Raw genomic sequence first — 15,684 nt, forward strand, 5'->3', positions numbered from 1 at the left:
AAAACGGTTCACGGCCGCCGAACCGCAGTACGTTGAACACATGGTCATCCGGGTCGCGCTCGTGAACGACGACGAGGTCGTCGTGCGCGGCCTCGACGCGATGCTCCGCAGCTACGGCCACCGGGTCGAGGTGGTCGAGCTGGCCGCGTCCAAGCCGGTCGCCCACCCGGTCGACGTGGCGCTCTACGACACCTTCGGCATGGGTCAGGGCAACGGTTCGGCGGTGCGCGAGCTGGTCCAGAACCCTCAGGTGCGCACCGTCGCGGTGTACACGTGGAACTTCCAGCCGTGGCTGACCCGGGAGACCCTCGACCTGGGGGTGCGCGGCTATCTCGCGAAGAGCCTGCCCGCGGCGCGGCTCGTCGACGCGCTCGCCGCGATCTCCGCCGGCCAGCTGGTGGTCTCCCCGTCGCGCGGACGCTCCTCCCTGGTCGGCGGCGACTGGCCCGGGCGCGAGGAGGGCCTCACCGCCCGCGAGGCGGAGGTGCTGTCGCTGATTACGATGGGACTGAGCAACCAGGAGATCGCCGAGCGCACGCTGCTCTCGCTCAACTCGATCAAGTCCTACATCCGCTCCGCGTACCGCAAGATCGACGTGGACTCGCGCTCCAAGGCGGTGCTGTGGGGCGTCGAGCACGGCATGCGGGCCGACCGGGTCCGGATCACCGGCTCGCCCGCCCGGGAGGCGTGACCGTCGGAGCCGGGGAGCCGGCGACCGCGGCGGTCGCGGCCCGTACCCTGCTCCGGTGACCCAGCCGGAACCCGTCGTCCTCGACAGCCCCGCCGGCGTCGACCCCGAGAAGCTGGCGGTCGCGCTCGACGTGCTGCGCCAGGTGTCCGCGCTGCCGCCGGACCACGACGACGTACGCACGGTGAAGCGCGCCGCGTCCTGGATGTACAAGCAGCTCAAGAAGCAGCGTCGCGCCGAGATCCGCCTCGAGCGGCAGCGCCACGACCAGCGGATCATCGAGCGCACCGCGACCGGCTCCCCGATGCGCATCGACGACGAGACCGCGGGCATCCCGCTGGTGCCAGGCACCACCGGCGCCTTCGCCGGAGAGCTGATCACCGCCCGCGGCTGCTACATCTGCAAGCAGGACTTCACGCTGGTCGACGCGTTCTACCACTGGCTGTGCCCCACGTGCGCGGCGATGAGCCACGCGAAGCGCGACCAGCGCACCGACCTCACCGGCCGGCGCGCGCTGCTCACCGGTGGGCGGGCGAAGATCGGGATGTACATCGCCCTGCGCCTGCTCCGCGACGGCGCGCACATCACCATCACCACCCGGTTCCCCAGGGACGCGGTGCGCCGCTTCTCCGCGCTGCCCGACTCGCACGAGTGGATCGACCGGCTCAAGGTCGTCGGCATCGACCTCCGCGACCCCACGCAGGTGCTGTCGCTGGCCGACGACGTCGCGGCCGCCGGACCGCTGGACATCCTCGTCAACAACGCCTGCCAGACCGTGCGTCGCACGCCCGGCGCCTACGCGCCGCTCGTCGACGGCGAGTCCCGTCCGCTGCCCGTAGGGGTCGCGCTGCCCGAGCTGGTCACCTTCGACCACGTCTCCGAGGCCCACCCCGCCGCCATCGCCGGGGCCCTGCGCGACACCGCCGTCGCGCACCACGAGGGCGAGTCGCGCGAGCACGCACGTGCCGCCCACAACGCCGCGACGCTCACCGCGCTGGCGCTGAAGGCCGGCCACGCCTCCCTCGACGCCCACCTCGCCGGCACCGCCGTCGACGCCGGCGGCCTGCTGCCGGACGTGCAGGTCAGCAACTCGTGGACCCAGACGGTCGGCGAGATCGACCCGCTGGAGCTGCTCGAGGTGCAGCTGTGCAACTCGATCGCACCGTTCCTGCTGGTGTCCCGGCTGCGCCCGGCCCTGGCCGCAGCCGCGTCGGCGGCCGCGTCGGGGCGGTCGTACGTCGTCAACGTCTCGGCGATGGAGGGGCAGTTCAGCCGCCGCTACAAGGGCGCCGGGCACCCCCACACCAACATGGCGAAGGCCGCGCTCAACATGCTCACCCGGACCAGCTCGGGGGAGATGTTCGAGACCGACCGCATCCTCATGACGGCGGTCGACACCGGCTGGATCACCGACGAGCGTCCGCACCACGAGAAGCTCCGGATCGCCGCCGAGGGCTGGCACGCGCCGCTCGACCTCGTCGACGGGGCGGCCCGCGTCTACGACCCGATCGTGCTCGGCGAGGCGGGCACCGACCTCTTCGGGTGCTTCGTCAAGGACTACCAGCCCTCGCCGTGGTGAGCGCCGGCGCGGCGCCGCGGCATGGCCCGGCCACGGCTGGGTAACGACAGGCGGTGAGCCTCAGTCGCAGGTCCGTGCTGGTCGGCGGCGCGACGGTGTCGATGACCGCCACGCTCGGTGCCTGCGGCCGGGAGCCGGGGGTGGACGAGAGGAGCCCCGCGATGGACGCGTCGACCGCCGAGGTGCGGCGGGGCCGCCTGGCGTTCCGGCCGCCGGAGCAGCCCCGAGCCGCCACAGGACGAACGGGGACGTTCGCGATGTCGGGGGGCGGCGGGGCGCCGCCCGCGGAGCTCCACGTGCCTGCGCTCGACGGCCGGGAGCCGCTGCGCCTCGTGGTGATGCTCCACGGCGCCGGCGGTGTCGCTCGCAGTGCCCTCGACCGACTGCGTGGCGCGGCGGACGCGCACCGGCTGCTCGTGCTCGCCCCGAAGTCGACCTCCACCACGTGGGACGTCATCGGAGGCGGCTACGGTCCCGACGTCCGCAACCTGGACCGGCTGCTGGCCGAGCTCGCGGCCGCCTACCCGCTCCGCGGCTTCACCATCGGCGGGTTCTCGGACGGCGCGAGCTACGCCCTGTCGCTGGGGATCGGCAACGGTGACGTCTTCGACTCCGTCATCGCGTTCTCACCCGGGTTCCAGGCCGCCGGGACGACGAACGGTCGACCGGACTTCTTCGTCTCGCACGGCACCGCGGACCGGGTTCTGCCCATCGATCGCTGCAGCCGCCGCATCGTCCCGGCGCTCGAGGACGCCGGCTACGACGTGACGTACCACGAGTTCGACGGTGGCCACGTGGTGCCGGAGCCGGTCCGGGACGAGGCGGTCGCCTGGCTCGACGCGCGCTGACCGGCGGGCGGTCCGGCCTCCCCGCTCAGCCCGCCGGAGCGCCGGCGATGTTGACCATCCAGCTGATGCCGAACCGGTCCACGAACATCCCGAACTCGTCGCCCCAGGGCGCCGGCTCGAGCGGTTGACGCACGTCGCCGCCCTCGGAGAGGCCCGCGAACCACGCGCGCATCTCGTCGGCGTCCTCGGGGCCGCCCGACAGGCTGACCGAGACGTTGTCGCCGTAGGTCACCTGCACCATCTCCGCGGGCGCGTCGGCGCACATCAGCGTGAAGCCCGACGGCGTCTCCAGCTGGCCGTGCATGACCTGGTCGGCCAACGGGCCCCCGGTGCCCATGTCGCCGAAGGTCATCACCTCGAGCTCGCCGCCCAGCACGGACCGGTAGAACTCGATCGCCTCCCGAGCCCTGCCGTCGGGGAAGTTCAGGTAGGGGTTCAGCCTGGTGGTCACGGGACGCTCCTCGCACGCTCGGACGGCGAGCACCACGCTAGCCAGCGGCGGCGGACGGCGGAAGGCTCAGCGGCCCATGTTCAGCAGCACCGTCAGCAGCACCGAGAGCACGACCGACACCAGGATCATCATCAGGCAGCCGATGCCGCCGCCCAGCGGGCGGATGCGCACGGGGCTCATCGCTCCCCCACGTTCCCGCCGGCGCCCTCGCCCGTCGACCAGGAGTCGCCGGGCAGGTCCTCGCGGTTCTCGTGGCCGGTGCGCTGCGTGTAGTGCTCGGCGTGCAGGCCCCGCGACGTCTCGTCCCAGGTCCCCTCGTCGTAGTCCGGGGCGTCCTTGACCTGGTCCTTGCTGACGTTGACGATGATGCGGCGTCCCTCGTGGTCCATGCCGACCACGGTGCCGGCGGGGATCACCCGCTTCTTGCCGAAGATCCAGAAGCCCGTGTCGACGACGAGCCACGCGCCGTCGGTGTCGGCGGTCGCCTGGTCGACCGTGCCGAGCGAGCCGTCCTCGCCCTCGACGTCGTAGCCCACCAGGTCGCGGTCCTCGGCCCACTCGCTGTCGCGGTAGCTCCAGACGATGTCGCTCATGGTCTCCTCCAGGTTCGGCGGTGCGGTCCCCCCGACGCAACCATGCCGCCGCACCCGCCACCACCCGCGTCGGGGTGGGTGTCGCGGGGGACGTGAGCCGGACCTGCGTCAGTCGGAGCCGGAGTGGCCGCGCAGCAGGTCGCCGAACGGCGTCACCTCGGCCTCGACCTGCGCGCCGGACGTACGCCGGGGGCGGGCCGCGAGGTCGGGGCCGAAGCCGCCGACGCCGTAGCCGTCGCGGCCCACCACCAGCGCGGCGAGCTCGGAGGCCGCGCGGGCGATCCGCTCGGACAGGCCGTGGCTGCCGAAGTCCTCGGTGGCGGCGAAGACGCCGGTCGGCACCACGACCGCGCGGAGGTAGGCGAACAGCGGCCGCATCGCGTGGTCCAGGACCAGCGAGTGGCGGGCCGTCCCGGCGGTGGCCGCGACCAGCACCGGCGTACCGGTCAGCGAGTCCTTGTCGAGGGCGTCGAAGAACATCTTGAACAGCCCGCTGTAGCTGCTGTTGAAGACGGGGGTCACGGCGATCAGGCCGTCGGCGGCGGCCACCTGCTCGCGCAGCTCGGTGAGCCGGGGGGTGGGGATGCCGCCGGTCACCATGAACTGCGCGAGCTCACCGGCGACCTCGCGCAGCTCCACGAACTGCACCTGCAGGGCCTCGCCCCGTGCCGTCACCTGCGCCGAGGCGGCCTCGGCCAGCTGGTCGGCGAGCAGCCGGGTGGACGACGGGACGGTCAGTCCCGCCGTGACGACGACGACGCGCCGGCTCATGCGGTGGCCTCGGCGGCCTGCTCGGCCTGCAGCTTCTCCACGTGCGCGCGGGCGGGCTCGACGAGGTGGTGCGGGGCGTCTGCGCCGGCGGCGACGAGGGAGGCGTGGGTGGGCGGGTCGCTCGGCACGTGCGCCGGGCGGCGTCGCTCGAACTCGGCGCGCAGCACGGGGACGACCTCGGTGCCGAGCATCTCGACCTGCTCCAGCACCAGCGACTCGGGCAGGCCGGCGTGGTCGGCGAGGAACAGCTGCCGCTGGTAGTCGCCGACGTAGTCGGCGAAGCCGAGGGTGCGCTCGATGACCTGCTCGGGGGTGCCGACGGTCAGCGGCGTCATCTTCGTGTAGTCCTCCAGCGAGGGGCCGTGGCCGTAGACCGGGGCGTTGTCGAAGTAGGGACGGTAGACGCGCTTGGCCTCCGCCTCGCTCGAGGCCATGAAGACCTGCCCGCCGAGACCGACGACGGCCTGGTCGGCCGCGCCGTGGCCGTAGAACTCGAAGCGGCGCCGGTAGAGCCGCACCATCTGCTCGGTGTGCTCCTTGTTCCAGAAGATGTGGTTGTGGAAGAACCCGTCCCCGTAGTAGGCCGCCTGCTCGGCGATCTCCGTGCTGCGGATCGACCCGTGCCACACGAAGGGCGGCGTGCCGTCGAGGGGCGCCGGGGTCGAGGTGTACCCCTGCAGCGGCGTGCGGAACTGCCCCTGCCAGTTGACGACCGGCTCACGCCACAGCTTGCGCAGCAGGTGGTAGTTCTCGACCGCGAGCTTGATGCCGTCGCGGATGTCCTTGCCGAACCAGGGATAGACCGGGCCGGTGTTGCCGCGGCCCATCATGAGGTCGACGCGCCCGCCCGACAGGTGCTGCAGGAAGGCGTAGTCCTCGGCGATCTTCACCGGGTCGTTGGTGGTGATCAACGTCGTGCTGGTGGAGAGCAGCAGCTTCTCGGTCTTGGCCGCGATGTAGCCGAGGTGCGTGGTCGGGGACGACACGACGAAGGGCGGGTTGTGGTGCTCACCGGTGGCGAAGACGTCCAGCCCGACCTCCTCGGCCTTGAGCGCGACCTTCGTCATCAGGTCGATGCGCTCGGCCTCCGACGCGGTGCGCCCCGTGGTCGGGTCCGTGGTGACGTCGCCGACGCTGAAGATGCCGAACTGCATGATGTCCTCCGGTGGTGGTTGAAGATTGTACGACCTTCAACGGGCCTGGCGTGCCCAGTATTCCGCGCGTTCGGCTGCACGGTGGCCGGCGCCCACCTACGCTCGCGTCCCATGCGCTCCTCCCTGGCCTCGATCGCCGCCCTCGCGACCCTGGCGGCCCTCGCCCCCATGGGCCAGGCGGCGCATGCCGCGGCGCCGGGCGACTGGCGTACCGCCGCCTGTGCGGCCGACAACCACGACGACCTCGCCCTCGGCGCCTACACGGTGACGCAGGCGAAGAGCCACCGCGTGCGACAGATCCGCTCGCTCACCCTCACCGCCGAGCGGCTCGTCTTCGCGAGCGGGACCCGGTGCGACCTGCTCAGCGTCGACGGCCGGGTGCGAGGTGGCCACGAGCTCACCGGCCACGGCTCGGACATGGCCTTGATGGGCGAGCTGGTCGTGGGCGGCGTGAGCCAGGGCGAGATGGAGGGCCACAGCTCGCAGACCGGCGCTGGTGGCACCGAGCCGATCCGTCACGCTCGGCACCGGGTGCTGGACGCGATGGTCTTCCGCGACGTGGAGAGCGGCACCGTGCCCGACTCCGCGGCCGTCCCGGAGGCCTGGCGCAACCAGCCCTACACCTTCACCCACACGAGGACGACCTTCACCGCGACGGTCACCGGCCGGGTGGCCCGGAGGAAGACCTTCACCGTCACGCCGGCCACGACGGCCGCCGCGGATCGCCGGCTCGCCGCAGCGCTCGCGGTCGCCGACTCCACCGCCGAGCGCAGGGCCGCGCGCAAGGTGCACCGGCTGGCACTGCGTGGGGTCCGGGTCGTCATGAGGAAGTTCCGCCACGACTGGAGCGACGAGCTGCCGCGTTGACGCCCACCCTCGCGGCGCCGCGCCCGAGGAATGCCTCCCGCGTCCCGGGCGTTGAGCGGGGCACCATCGATGTCATCGATGTGACCGACCCGCCACCGGGCCGTGCGAGAGGAGCGACGATGACCGACTTCACCCCCTTCGAGGACCTGCTGCGCGGGCACGCGGGCCTGCTCGAGGACACCACCCACGACCGCTGGGTCCGCGCGCAGACGCTCTTCGAGGAGCGCGCCTACCGCGAGGCCGCCGTGCTGCTGACGGAGCTGCTCGACGACCACGGTGAGGTCGTGCACGAGCTCACCGACGTACGCCTGCTGCTGGCGCGCTCGCTGTTCCACTCCGCCCAGCTCGAGGGCACCATCCGGGTCGCGACCGAGCTGCTCGAGCACGACCCCAACGAGCCCTACGCCCACCTGCTCCTGGGCCGGGCGATGCAGCGCCAGGGCCGCAAGGACGAGGCCCAGCCGCACCTGCGCCTGGCCGAGCTGCTGGGCGGCTACCGCAGCTGAGCGCGCCCGCGACGGCGCGTCCGGGAGCTGACGTACGACGCCTCCCGGACCTCCGCGCGAAGGCTGGGTGAACACTCGCCGCAGGGCGCCTCGCGGGCGCGACAGCGTCCTGCGAGCGGCCCATGCTGGGGACGTGACCAGCTACGGCGACCACACTGGACCGCTGGCCATCGCCCACCGCGGTGGCATGGCGCTCGCCCCCGAGAACACCTTGGCAGCCTTCGGGCGCGCCACCGCCCTCGGCCTCACCCACCTCGAGACCGACGTGCACACCACCCGCGACGGGCACGTGGTCTGCTTCCACGACGCGACGCTCAGGCGCGTCACCGGCCACCGCGGCCGGGTCGCCGACCTCGACCTCGCCGACCTCCGCCGGCTGCGGGTGCACGGGACCGACCAGGTGCCCACGCTGGTCGAGGCGATGGCGACCTTCCCGCACGCGCGCTTCGCGATCGACCTCAAGAGCGAGGCCTCGATCGGGGCGATGGCGCGGCTCCTGCGTGCGCACCCGGGGTGGGCGGAGCGCGTCTGCGTGGCCGGCGCGTGGAGCCGGTGGCTGCGCCGCCTCCAGGACGACGCGCCGGGCGTCACGACGGCGCTCGGCTGGCGGTCGTTGACGACGCTCATCGCCTGCTCGCGCGGCGGCGTACGACCGCCGGGGATCGGGCCGGCGGGCGGCGCCTTCGCGCACGTGCCGATGCGGCTGGGCCGGCTGCCGATCCACTCGGATCGGGTCATCGCGCGAGCCCACGAGCTCGGCATCCGCGTCGTCGTCTGGACCGTCGACGACCCGGCGACGATGCGCGGACTCCTCGACATGGGCGTCGACGGGATCATCACCGACCGGCCGGACGTGCTCCGCGAGGTGCTGATCGCGCGCGGCGAGTGGTCCCGGCCCGCGCCCGTGCGCCCCGCGGCCCCCGCGCCGCGGTAGCGCCCCCGACCCTCAGGCGGGGTCGCCCACGGACAGGTCGGCGAGCGCCTCGGCGCCGAGGCCGTGCGAGACGGCCCACAGCACCGCCTGGCTGCGGCTCTGCACCCCGGTCTTGCGGTAGGCGTTGCGGATGTAGGACTTCACCGAGTTGAGCGAGATCTGCATCTGCCGGGCGATCTCGTCGTTGCTCTTCCCGGTCGCGATGTGGGCGAGCGTCTCCCGCTCGCGCACCGTGAGCAGGTCGACCTGCGTGGTCGAGCGGAGCTCCTTGGTCGGCAGGACCGGCAGCAGCGGCGCCACGACCGTCTCCCCGAGGTGGATGCTCCGCAGGGCCCGCCCGAGCTGGGCGGCGTTCAGGCTCTTGGAGAGGTAGCCCGCGACACCGTGCGCGAGCGGCTCGTGCGACAACCCCGGTTGGTGGTTCCACGTGTAGACCGCCACGTGCCGGATGAAGGGGTCGGCGACCGCGCGCTGCAGCGTGGTGTCACCCCGGGGCGCTCCGAAGGTCTCGACCAGCGCGACGTCGACGGGCGTGCGTGCGCGGTCCTTGACCGACACCAGCTCGAAGCCGCCCAGCGTTTTGAGCATGCTGTCCAGACCGCGCCTGACGAGCTCGTCGCCGCCCAGCAGCGCGACACGGATGTCCATGAGGGGTCCCCAGTCGTCCAGGAGGCGTGGACCGTCCACTCCTCGACGACCCCCCAGCCGTCACAAGGACAGTAGACCGCGCCGGCCCGGTTCATGCGTCGCCGTCGACCGGCCCCCACGCGACTACACCCCCACGGGTGAGCCTGGCCGGTTTGGAACTGATACCCCCTAGGGGTATAGTCGACGGCATGAGCGAGCAGCACGGTCACCTCGAGGGCAACGCCGACGCGGTGCAGGCCCACCTGAAGCGACTCCGCCGGATCGAGGGCCAGGTCCGCGGCATCCAGCGGATGGTCGAGGAGGAGAAGTACTGCATCGACATCCTGACCCAGGTCTCGGCCGCGACCAAGGCGCTCCAGGCGCTGGCGCTCTCGCTGCTCGACGACCACATGGCGCACTGCCTCGTCGACGCCGCCCGCGAGGGAGGCGCTGAGCAGGAGCAGAAGCTCAAGGAGGCGTCCGAGGCCATCGCGCGCCTCGTGAGGTCCTGAGCCGCCAGGCTCCCCACCGCGCACTCCCGCCCGCACACCGTCCGACCAGCCCGACCCGCCTGACCCCATCCCACCGCCTGACCAGGAGCCCACCATGAGCCAGACCCAGACCTACGCCGTCACCGGCATGACCTGCGAGCACTGCGCCGCGTCGGTCACCGAGGAGATCTCCGAGATCGCCGGCGTCGAGGACGTCGACGTCGTCGTCGAGACCGGCGCCGTCACCGTGACCAGCACCGCCCCCCTCGACGAGTCGGCCGTCCGGGCCGCCGTCGAGGAGGCCGGCTACACGCTCGCCTGATGAGCACCCCCGTGCGCGTCGTCGCCTTCGTCACCGCCCTCGCCGCCGCCTTCGCGGTGGCGTGGGGCGGGGGCCGGCTCGTCGGCCCCCTGGACACCGAGCCCGTCGCCGCCCACGGCGGCATGGCCGGCGTGTCCGCCCACGACGAGCAGGCGGACGCGGCGGGTCGCGGTGCCGCGGACGGGCACGGCGCGCACGCAGCCGGCGTCGCCGCGGCTTCGGGGCTCACCGCCCGGGCGGACGGCCTCACCCTCGCCCTCGCGGACCGCACCCTGCGCCCCGGTCGTCAGCGGCTGGACTTCCGGGTGCTGACGTCCAGCGGCCGGCCGCTGCTCGACTACACCCGCGAGCACGAGAAGGACCTCCACCTGATCGTCGTACGTCGCGACCTCACCGGGTTCCAGCACGTCCACCCGACGCTCGACCGGTCCACCGGCACGTGGTCGGCGCGGGTTCGCCTCACGCCGGGCGCGTGGCGGGTCGTGGCCGACTTCACCCCCGAGGACCGTGACGGCACCACGCTGGCCGACGACGTGGCCGTGGCCGGGACGTTCGCGCCGGCCGACCTCCCCGTCGACGACCGCACGGCGACGCTCCGGACCGACCAGGGCACCTACACGGTCACCCTCACCGGCGACACCGCTCCCGGCGCGCCCACGGTGCTGACCACCCGCATCGAGCTGGACGGCGAGCCGGTCACGGACCTCGAGCCCTACCTGGGCGCCCACGTACACCTCGTCGCGATCCGTGCCGGCGACCTCGGCTACCTGCACGTGCACCCCGAGGAGGGCGCGCCCGGGCCGGGGATCGACTTCGCCACCGGGTTCCCCGAGCCCGCGACGTACCGCCTGTTCCTCGACTTCCGGCACCGCGGCACGGTCCGGACGGTCGCGTTCACCGTGGCCTCCGGCGCCGCGCGGGGCGACGCCACCACCGAGCACCCGACCCAGCACCCGAGCCAGCACCCGAGCCAGCACGAGGAGGACGACCATGACCACTGACACCTCCCCGGCCCAGCTCAGCGACGTCGAGCTCGCCATCACCGGCATGACCTGCGCCTCGTGCGCCAACCGGATCGAGCGCAAGCTCAACAAGCTCGACGGGGTCACCGCGAGCGTCAACTACGCCACCGAGAAGGCGAAGGTCTCCTACCCGCGGACGGTCTCCACCGACGACCTGCTGCGCACCGTCGAGGCGGCGGGGTACGCCGCCGCGCTGCCGGCAGCCCCCGACGCGGCGACGGCGACCACCGGGTCCGAGCGCGACCCCCTGCTGCAGCGGCTGCTGGTCAGCGCCGCGCTCAGCATCCCGGTCGTCGCGATGGCGATGGTGCCGGCGTGGCAGTTCACCTTCTGGCAGTGGGCCTCGCTCACCCTTGCCGCGCCGGTCGTCGTCTGGGGCGCGTGGCCCTTCCACCGCGCCGCGTGGACCAACCTGCGCCACGGCGCGACGACGATGGACACGCTCGTGTCGCTCGGCGTGCTGGCCGCCTTCGGCTGGTCGCTGTGGGCGCTGTTCCTGGGCACCGCCGGCGAGCCCGGCATGACCCACCCCTTCCGGCTCTCGATCGACCGCACCGACGGCGCGGCCAACATCTACCTCGAGGCCGCGGCCGGGGTGACGACGTTCCTCCTCGCCGGCCGCTGGCTCGAGCACCGCTCCAAGCGGCAGGCCGGTGCCGCGCTCCGCGCCCTGCTCGAGCTCGGAGCGCGCGACGTCGCGGTGCTGCGCGACACCCCGTCCGGCGAGCGTCGCGAGACCCGCATCCCGGTCGACCAGCTGGTCGTGGGCGACGAGTTCGTCGTCCGTCCGGGCGAGAAGGTCGCCACCGACGGCGAGGTGGTCGAGGGCACCTCCGCGGTCGACGCGTCGATGCTCACCGGCGAGTCCGTGCCGGTGGAGGTGCGTCCGGGCGATGCCGTCGTCGGCGCCACCGTCAACGCCGGCGGGCGGCTCGTCGTCCGCGCGACGCGGGTGGGAGCCGACACGCAGCTCGCCCAGATGGCGCGCCTGGTGGAGGACGCGCAGAACGGCAAGGCGGAGGTCCAGCGCCTCGCCGACCGGATCTCCGGCGTCTTCGTGCCGATCGTGATCGGCCTGTCGGTCGCGACCCTCGGCTTCTGGCTCGGGGCGGGCGGCGGCGCCACGGCCGCCTTCACCGCGGCTGTCGCCGTCCTCATCATCGCCTGCCCGTGTGCGCTCGGCCTGGCCACGCCCACCGCGCTCATGGTGGGCACCGGCCGCGGCGCCCAGCTCGGCATCCTCATCAAGGGCCCGGAGGTCCTCGAGTCCACCCGCCGCGTCGACACCGTCGTGCTCGACAAGACGGGCACCGTGACCACGGGCGAGATGACGGTCCACGAGGTGGTGGCCGCCGACGGCGAGTCCGTCGACGACGTACGCCGCCTCGCCGCCGCCCTCGAGCAGGCCTCCGAGCACCCCATCGGCCGGGCCATCGCCGGCACCGGCGACCGGCTGCCCCCGGTGGAGGACTTCGTCAGCCGCGAGGGGCTCGGCGTGCAGGGCCTCGTCGAGGGTCACGCCGTCGTGGTCGGTCGCCCGCAATTGCTGGCCGAGTGGGCACAGCACCTCGACGACGACCTGCGCGCGGCCGTCGAGCGGGCCCAGGCCTCCGGTCGTACGCCCGTCGCGGTGGGCTGGGACGGGCGGGCGCGCGGCGTCGTGGTGGTGGGGGACACCGTGAAGCCGACGTCGGCCGAGGCCGTCGCCCGCCTGCGCGACCTCGGGCTGGAACCGGTCCTGCTCACCGGCGACAACGAGGCGGCGGCCCGCCACGTCGCCGAGCAGGTCGGGATCGAGACGGTCGTGGCCGACGTGCTGCCCGCCGACAAGGTCGCCGAGGTGCAGCGGCTCCAGGCCGCCGGCAAGGTCGTCGCGATGGTCGGCGACGGCGTCAACGACGCCGCGGCGCTCGCGCAGGCCGACCTCGGTCTCGCGATGGGCACCGGCACCGACGTCGCCATCGAGGCCGGCGACCTCACGCTCGTGCGCGGCGACCTCCTCGTCGCCGTCGACGCGATCCGCCTCGCCCGCAGGACGCTGTCGACGATCAAGGGCAACCTGTTCTGGGCGTTCTCCTACAACGTCGCCGCCCTGCCGCTGGCCGCGGCGGGGCTGCTCAACCCGATGCTCGCCGGTGCGGCGATGGCGTTCTCGAGCGTCTTCGTGGTGACCAACAGCCTCCGGCTGCGGGGGTTCCGCTCCTCGGTCGCCTGAGCGGTGCGTGAGGCAGGTTCTGCGCTCCCGAAAACTGCCTCACCCGCCGCTCGCCACGCCGCCGCCTCTTCAGCGGTGCGTGGAGCAGGTTCTGCGCTTTCAAAACCTGCCTCATGCACCGCTGACCGCTTCGCCGCCTCTCCAGCGGTGCGTGAGGCATGTTTCGCGCCTCAAGAACCTGCCTCACCCACCGCTCGCCACGCCGCCGCCTCTTCAGCGGTGCGTGAGGCAGGTTTCGCGCCTCCGAAAACTGCCTCACCCACCGCTCGCCACGCCGCGTTCCCCCGGCGGTGCGTGAGGCAGGTTTCGCACCTCAAGAACCTGCCTCACCCACCGCCGCCGGGGGCGGAGGGTCGGCGCGGGGCAGCCCGCCGCGAGGCGTCTGGGACAATCGGCCCTCGTGGACGGACCCCTGCCCCTCGCGCTGCTCGTCGGCTCCCTGCTGTTCGCGGCGGTCGTGCTGGTCTACGTCGTGCTCGACCGCACGCCCGACTGGGGCCTGCTCGGGCTCGCCGGCGTGGTCGAGGCGGCGACGCTGGTGCTGCTGGTGGTCGCCGCGGTGCAGGTGGGCGGCGTGGACCTCTCCGGAGGCGCGGTCGTCACCCTGTTCGGCTACCTGCTGGCCGGTCTGGTGCTGCTGCCCATCGGCTTCGTGTGGTCGCTGGCCGAGCGGAGCCGCGGCGCGACCGCGGTGCTGCTGGTCGCCGGACTCGCGCAGGCCTTCGTCGTGCTGCGCGTCATGCAGGTCTGGCCGTCATGAGGACGAACCCTTCCACCCGCACAGGCGCCGGCCGCGCCCTCGTCACCGTCTACGGCGTGTTCGCGCTCGCCGCGACCGCGCGCTCGCTCGTCCAGCTGCTCACCAAGGCCGACGAGGCGCCCCTGGCGTACGCGCTCTCGGCCGTCGCCGGGCTCGTGTACGTCGCGGCCACGATCGGCCTCGCCGAGCTCGGTCCCAACCCGCGCCGGCTGGCGTGGGCCGCGGTGGGCTTCGAGCTCGTCGGCGTGCTGACCGTCGGCACGCTCACGGTCCTGGACCCCGAGCTCTTCCCCGACCAGACGGTGTGGTCGGCGTACGGCGCCGGCTACGGCTGGCTGCCCCTGGTGCTCCCCTTCGCCGGCATCGCGTGGCTGTGGCACACGCGGCCGCGGCCCTGAGGCGGCGCCAGGCGCCGAACCGGATCCACTCCTCTCGGAGACCGCCTCGAGGGACCCGTCCACGACCCGGATCGCGGTCTGCTCGTCGATCGCGTACGCCGGTCCGCCGACCCGGCTGCCCACCGCTCCGCCTCGGACGGCGAGTTCTCCGGGAACGCGCCGAGGTGGGGGAGGACCGAGAAGTCGACGACGCTGAGGGTGCAGTCGTCCGGCGCCGCCGGCCGCCCGACCGCCGAGGTCAGTGGCTCTCCGGCGGCAGGTGCTTCTTCATCAGCCGCCGGACCCGCTTCTGCTTGCGGTCGGGGATCATCGAGCGCATCTCCTCCAGCTTGCCGAAGCACAGCAGCCGGTCCTCGCCCTCGAGCACGGTCTTGTTGCGGGGGTTCGGGATGACGTGGGTGCCGCGGTGCAGCGTCAGCACGGTGATGTCGCGCTCGTCGAGGCCGGACTCGCCGAGCCTCTTGCCGACCATCTCCGAGCCGGCGTGCACGACGATCTCGGCCACGCCGTAGCCGGTCGACACCGTCAGCCGCTGGCGTACGTCGATGTCGGGGAAGGCGACCTGGTTAGCCATGTAGTCGACGATCGCGCCGGCGACGTCGAGCCTGGTCGCGGTCTCGATGCCCTCGAGCCCGGGCGAGGAGTTCACCTCCATCACCTGCGGGCCCTTGCGGCCCTCCAGCATGTCGACGCCGGCGACCCGGAGCCCCATGATCTGCGCGGACCGCACGGCGACGCGCTCGAACTCCTCGTCGAGCTCGACCGCCTCCACGCTGCCGCCGCGGTGGACGTTGGAGCGGAACTCGTCTCCCTGTGCGACCCGGCGCATGGCCGCCACCACCCGGTCGCCGACCACCAGCGCGCGGATGTCGCGGCCCTTGCTCTCCTTGACGAACCGCTGGATGAGCACGTTCTGCCTGGTGCTCTGCAGCGTCTCGATGATGGCCTCGGCGACCTTGAGGGTCGGCGCCAGGATCACGCCGATGCCCTGCGTGCCCTCGAGCAGCTTGATCACCACCGGGGCGCCGCCGACCCGCTCGATCGCCGGGATCACGTCGGCGCGGTCGCGCACGAACGTCGTGGCCGGCATCGGGATCTTGTGGCGCGACAGGATCTGCGTGGCGCGCAGCTTGTCGCGGCTGTTGGCGATGCCGTAGCTGGTGTTGGGCGTGTAGACGTCCATCTGCTCGAACTGGCGCACCACGGCGGTGCCGAAGTAGGTGATCGAGTTGCCGATGCGCGGCAGCACGGCGTCGTACGTCGAGAGCTGCTTGCCGCGGAACAGCAGGTCGGGCTCGTCGCCGGACAGGTCGATGCCGAAGCGCAGCGTGTTGAGCACCTTCACGTCGTGGCCACGGTCGAGGGCTGCCGTCCGGAGCCGCTGGGTGCTGTAGGAGCGCGGGGCGCGGGAGAGGATGGCGAGCTTCACGGGCGTCATACAAGCACGCCCCCTCCTGG

The 15,684-nt window shown here is 72.9% G+C and carries 18 protein-coding genes; 12 read left to right on the top strand and 6 right to left on the bottom strand.

The window, feature by feature from the left end:
- The first annotated feature begins 40 nt into the window (after positions 1-40).
- The 3 genes from J3P38_RS07845 to J3P38_RS07855 are packed head-to-tail and all read left to right on the top strand — an operon-like array spanning position 41 to position 3,115.
- Complete coding sequence (locus tag J3P38_RS07845; protein WP_210439263.1) at positions 41-691, top strand: response regulator transcription factor; 651 nt, start codon at positions 41-43, stop codon at positions 689-691.
- 55 nt (positions 692-746) lie between these two features.
- Positions 747-2,267 (top strand): SDR family NAD(P)-dependent oxidoreductase, encoded by a 1,521-nt coding sequence (locus J3P38_RS07850; protein WP_210503196.1) that lies wholly within the window; start codon positions 747-749, stop codon positions 2,265-2,267.
- A 53-nt stretch (positions 2,268-2,320) separates the two neighbouring features.
- A complete protein-coding gene (locus tag J3P38_RS07855; RefSeq protein WP_210503197.1) occupies positions 2,321-3,115 on the top strand; it encodes an alpha/beta hydrolase in 795 nt (264 codons plus the stop codon).
- Between the two features lie 25 nt (positions 3,116-3,140).
- On the opposite strand, the gene J3P38_RS07860 is transcribed toward J3P38_RS07855, so the two are convergent.
- The 4 genes from J3P38_RS07860 to J3P38_RS07875 form a co-directional block, all read right to left on the bottom strand.
- A complete protein-coding gene (locus J3P38_RS07860) occupies positions 3,141-3,566 on the bottom strand; it encodes a VOC family protein (protein ID WP_210503198.1) in 426 nt (141 codons plus the stop codon).
- Positions 3,567-3,742: 176 nt separating this feature from the next.
- Positions 3,743-4,159 carry a PRC-barrel domain-containing protein gene (locus tag J3P38_RS07865; protein WP_210439267.1) on the bottom strand — a complete coding sequence of 139 codons (417 nt, stop codon included), beginning with the start codon at positions 4,157-4,159 and terminating at the stop codon, positions 3,743-3,745.
- Positions 4,160-4,267: 108 nt separating this feature from the next.
- Complete coding sequence (locus tag J3P38_RS07870) at positions 4,268-4,930, bottom strand: FMN reductase (protein ID WP_210503199.1); 663 nt, start codon at positions 4,928-4,930, stop codon at positions 4,268-4,270.
- The gene (locus J3P38_RS07875; RefSeq protein WP_210503200.1) at positions 4,927-6,084 is read right to left on the bottom strand and encodes an LLM class flavin-dependent oxidoreductase; all 1,158 of its coding nucleotides are present in this window, start codon (positions 6,082-6,084) and stop codon (positions 4,927-4,929) included. Before J3P38_RS07875 ends, J3P38_RS07870 begins: the two co-directional genes overlap by 4 nt.
- Positions 6,085-6,195: 111 nt before the next feature.
- Between J3P38_RS07875 and J3P38_RS07880 the strand changes: the two genes are divergently transcribed.
- From J3P38_RS07880 to J3P38_RS07890, 3 genes are all read left to right on the top strand, one after another.
- Positions 6,196-6,951 (top strand): hypothetical protein, encoded by a 756-nt coding sequence (locus J3P38_RS07880; RefSeq protein ID WP_210503201.1) that lies wholly within the window; start codon positions 6,196-6,198, stop codon positions 6,949-6,951.
- Between the two features lie 119 nt (positions 6,952-7,070).
- Complete coding sequence (locus J3P38_RS07885) at positions 7,071-7,457, top strand: tetratricopeptide repeat protein (RefSeq protein ID WP_210439271.1); 387 nt, start codon at positions 7,071-7,073, stop codon at positions 7,455-7,457.
- 133 nt (positions 7,458-7,590) lie between these two features.
- Complete coding sequence (locus J3P38_RS07890; RefSeq protein WP_307807795.1) at positions 7,591-8,391, top strand: glycerophosphodiester phosphodiesterase family protein; 801 nt, start codon at positions 7,591-7,593, stop codon at positions 8,389-8,391.
- A gap of 12 nt (positions 8,392-8,403) precedes the next feature.
- On the opposite strand, the gene J3P38_RS07895 is transcribed toward J3P38_RS07890, so the two are convergent.
- Positions 8,404-9,039, bottom strand: a complete 636-nt coding sequence (locus J3P38_RS07895) for a helix-turn-helix transcriptional regulator (protein WP_210439272.1) — start codon at positions 9,037-9,039, stop codon at positions 8,404-8,406.
- A gap of 188 nt (positions 9,040-9,227) precedes the next feature.
- On the opposite strand from J3P38_RS07895, the gene J3P38_RS07900 reads away from it, so the two are divergent.
- From J3P38_RS07900 to J3P38_RS07925, 6 genes are all read left to right on the top strand, one after another.
- Positions 9,228-9,530, top strand: coding sequence for a metal-sensitive transcriptional regulator (locus tag J3P38_RS07900; RefSeq protein WP_210439273.1), 303 nt, complete (start codon positions 9,228-9,230; stop codon positions 9,528-9,530).
- 94 nt (positions 9,531-9,624) lie between these two features.
- Positions 9,625-9,831, top strand: a complete 207-nt coding sequence (locus tag J3P38_RS07905) for a heavy-metal-associated domain-containing protein (RefSeq protein WP_210503202.1) — start codon at positions 9,625-9,627, stop codon at positions 9,829-9,831.
- Complete coding sequence (locus J3P38_RS07910; protein WP_210503203.1) at positions 9,831-10,832, top strand: hypothetical protein; 1,002 nt, start codon at positions 9,831-9,833, stop codon at positions 10,830-10,832. The genes J3P38_RS07905 and J3P38_RS07910 overlap by 1 nt, the downstream gene beginning before the upstream one ends.
- Positions 10,822-13,068 carry a heavy metal translocating P-type ATPase gene (locus J3P38_RS07915; RefSeq protein ID WP_210503204.1) on the top strand — a complete coding sequence of 749 codons (2,247 nt, stop codon included), beginning with the start codon at positions 10,822-10,824 and terminating at the stop codon, positions 13,066-13,068. Before J3P38_RS07910 ends, J3P38_RS07915 begins: the two co-directional genes overlap by 11 nt.
- A 400-nt stretch (positions 13,069-13,468) precedes the next feature.
- The gene (locus J3P38_RS07920) at positions 13,469-13,828 is read left to right on the top strand and encodes a hypothetical protein (protein ID WP_210439277.1); all 360 of its coding nucleotides are present in this window, start codon (positions 13,469-13,471) and stop codon (positions 13,826-13,828) included.
- Positions 13,825-14,226 carry a hypothetical protein gene (locus J3P38_RS07925; protein ID WP_210503205.1) on the top strand — a complete coding sequence of 134 codons (402 nt, stop codon included), beginning with the start codon at positions 13,825-13,827 and terminating at the stop codon, positions 14,224-14,226. Before J3P38_RS07920 ends, J3P38_RS07925 begins: the two co-directional genes overlap by 4 nt.
- Positions 14,227-14,464: 238 nt before the next feature.
- On the opposite strand, the gene J3P38_RS07930 is transcribed toward J3P38_RS07925, so the two are convergent.
- A complete protein-coding gene (locus J3P38_RS07930; RefSeq protein WP_210439279.1) occupies positions 14,465-15,655 on the bottom strand; it encodes a RimK family alpha-L-glutamate ligase in 1,191 nt (396 codons plus the stop codon).
- Positions 15,656-15,684 lie beyond the last annotated feature (29 nt).

Source organism: Nocardioides xinjiangensis, from assembly GCF_017916455.1.
Classification (GTDB): Bacteria; Actinomycetota; Actinomycetes; order Propionibacteriales; family Nocardioidaceae; genus Nocardioides; species Nocardioides xinjiangensis.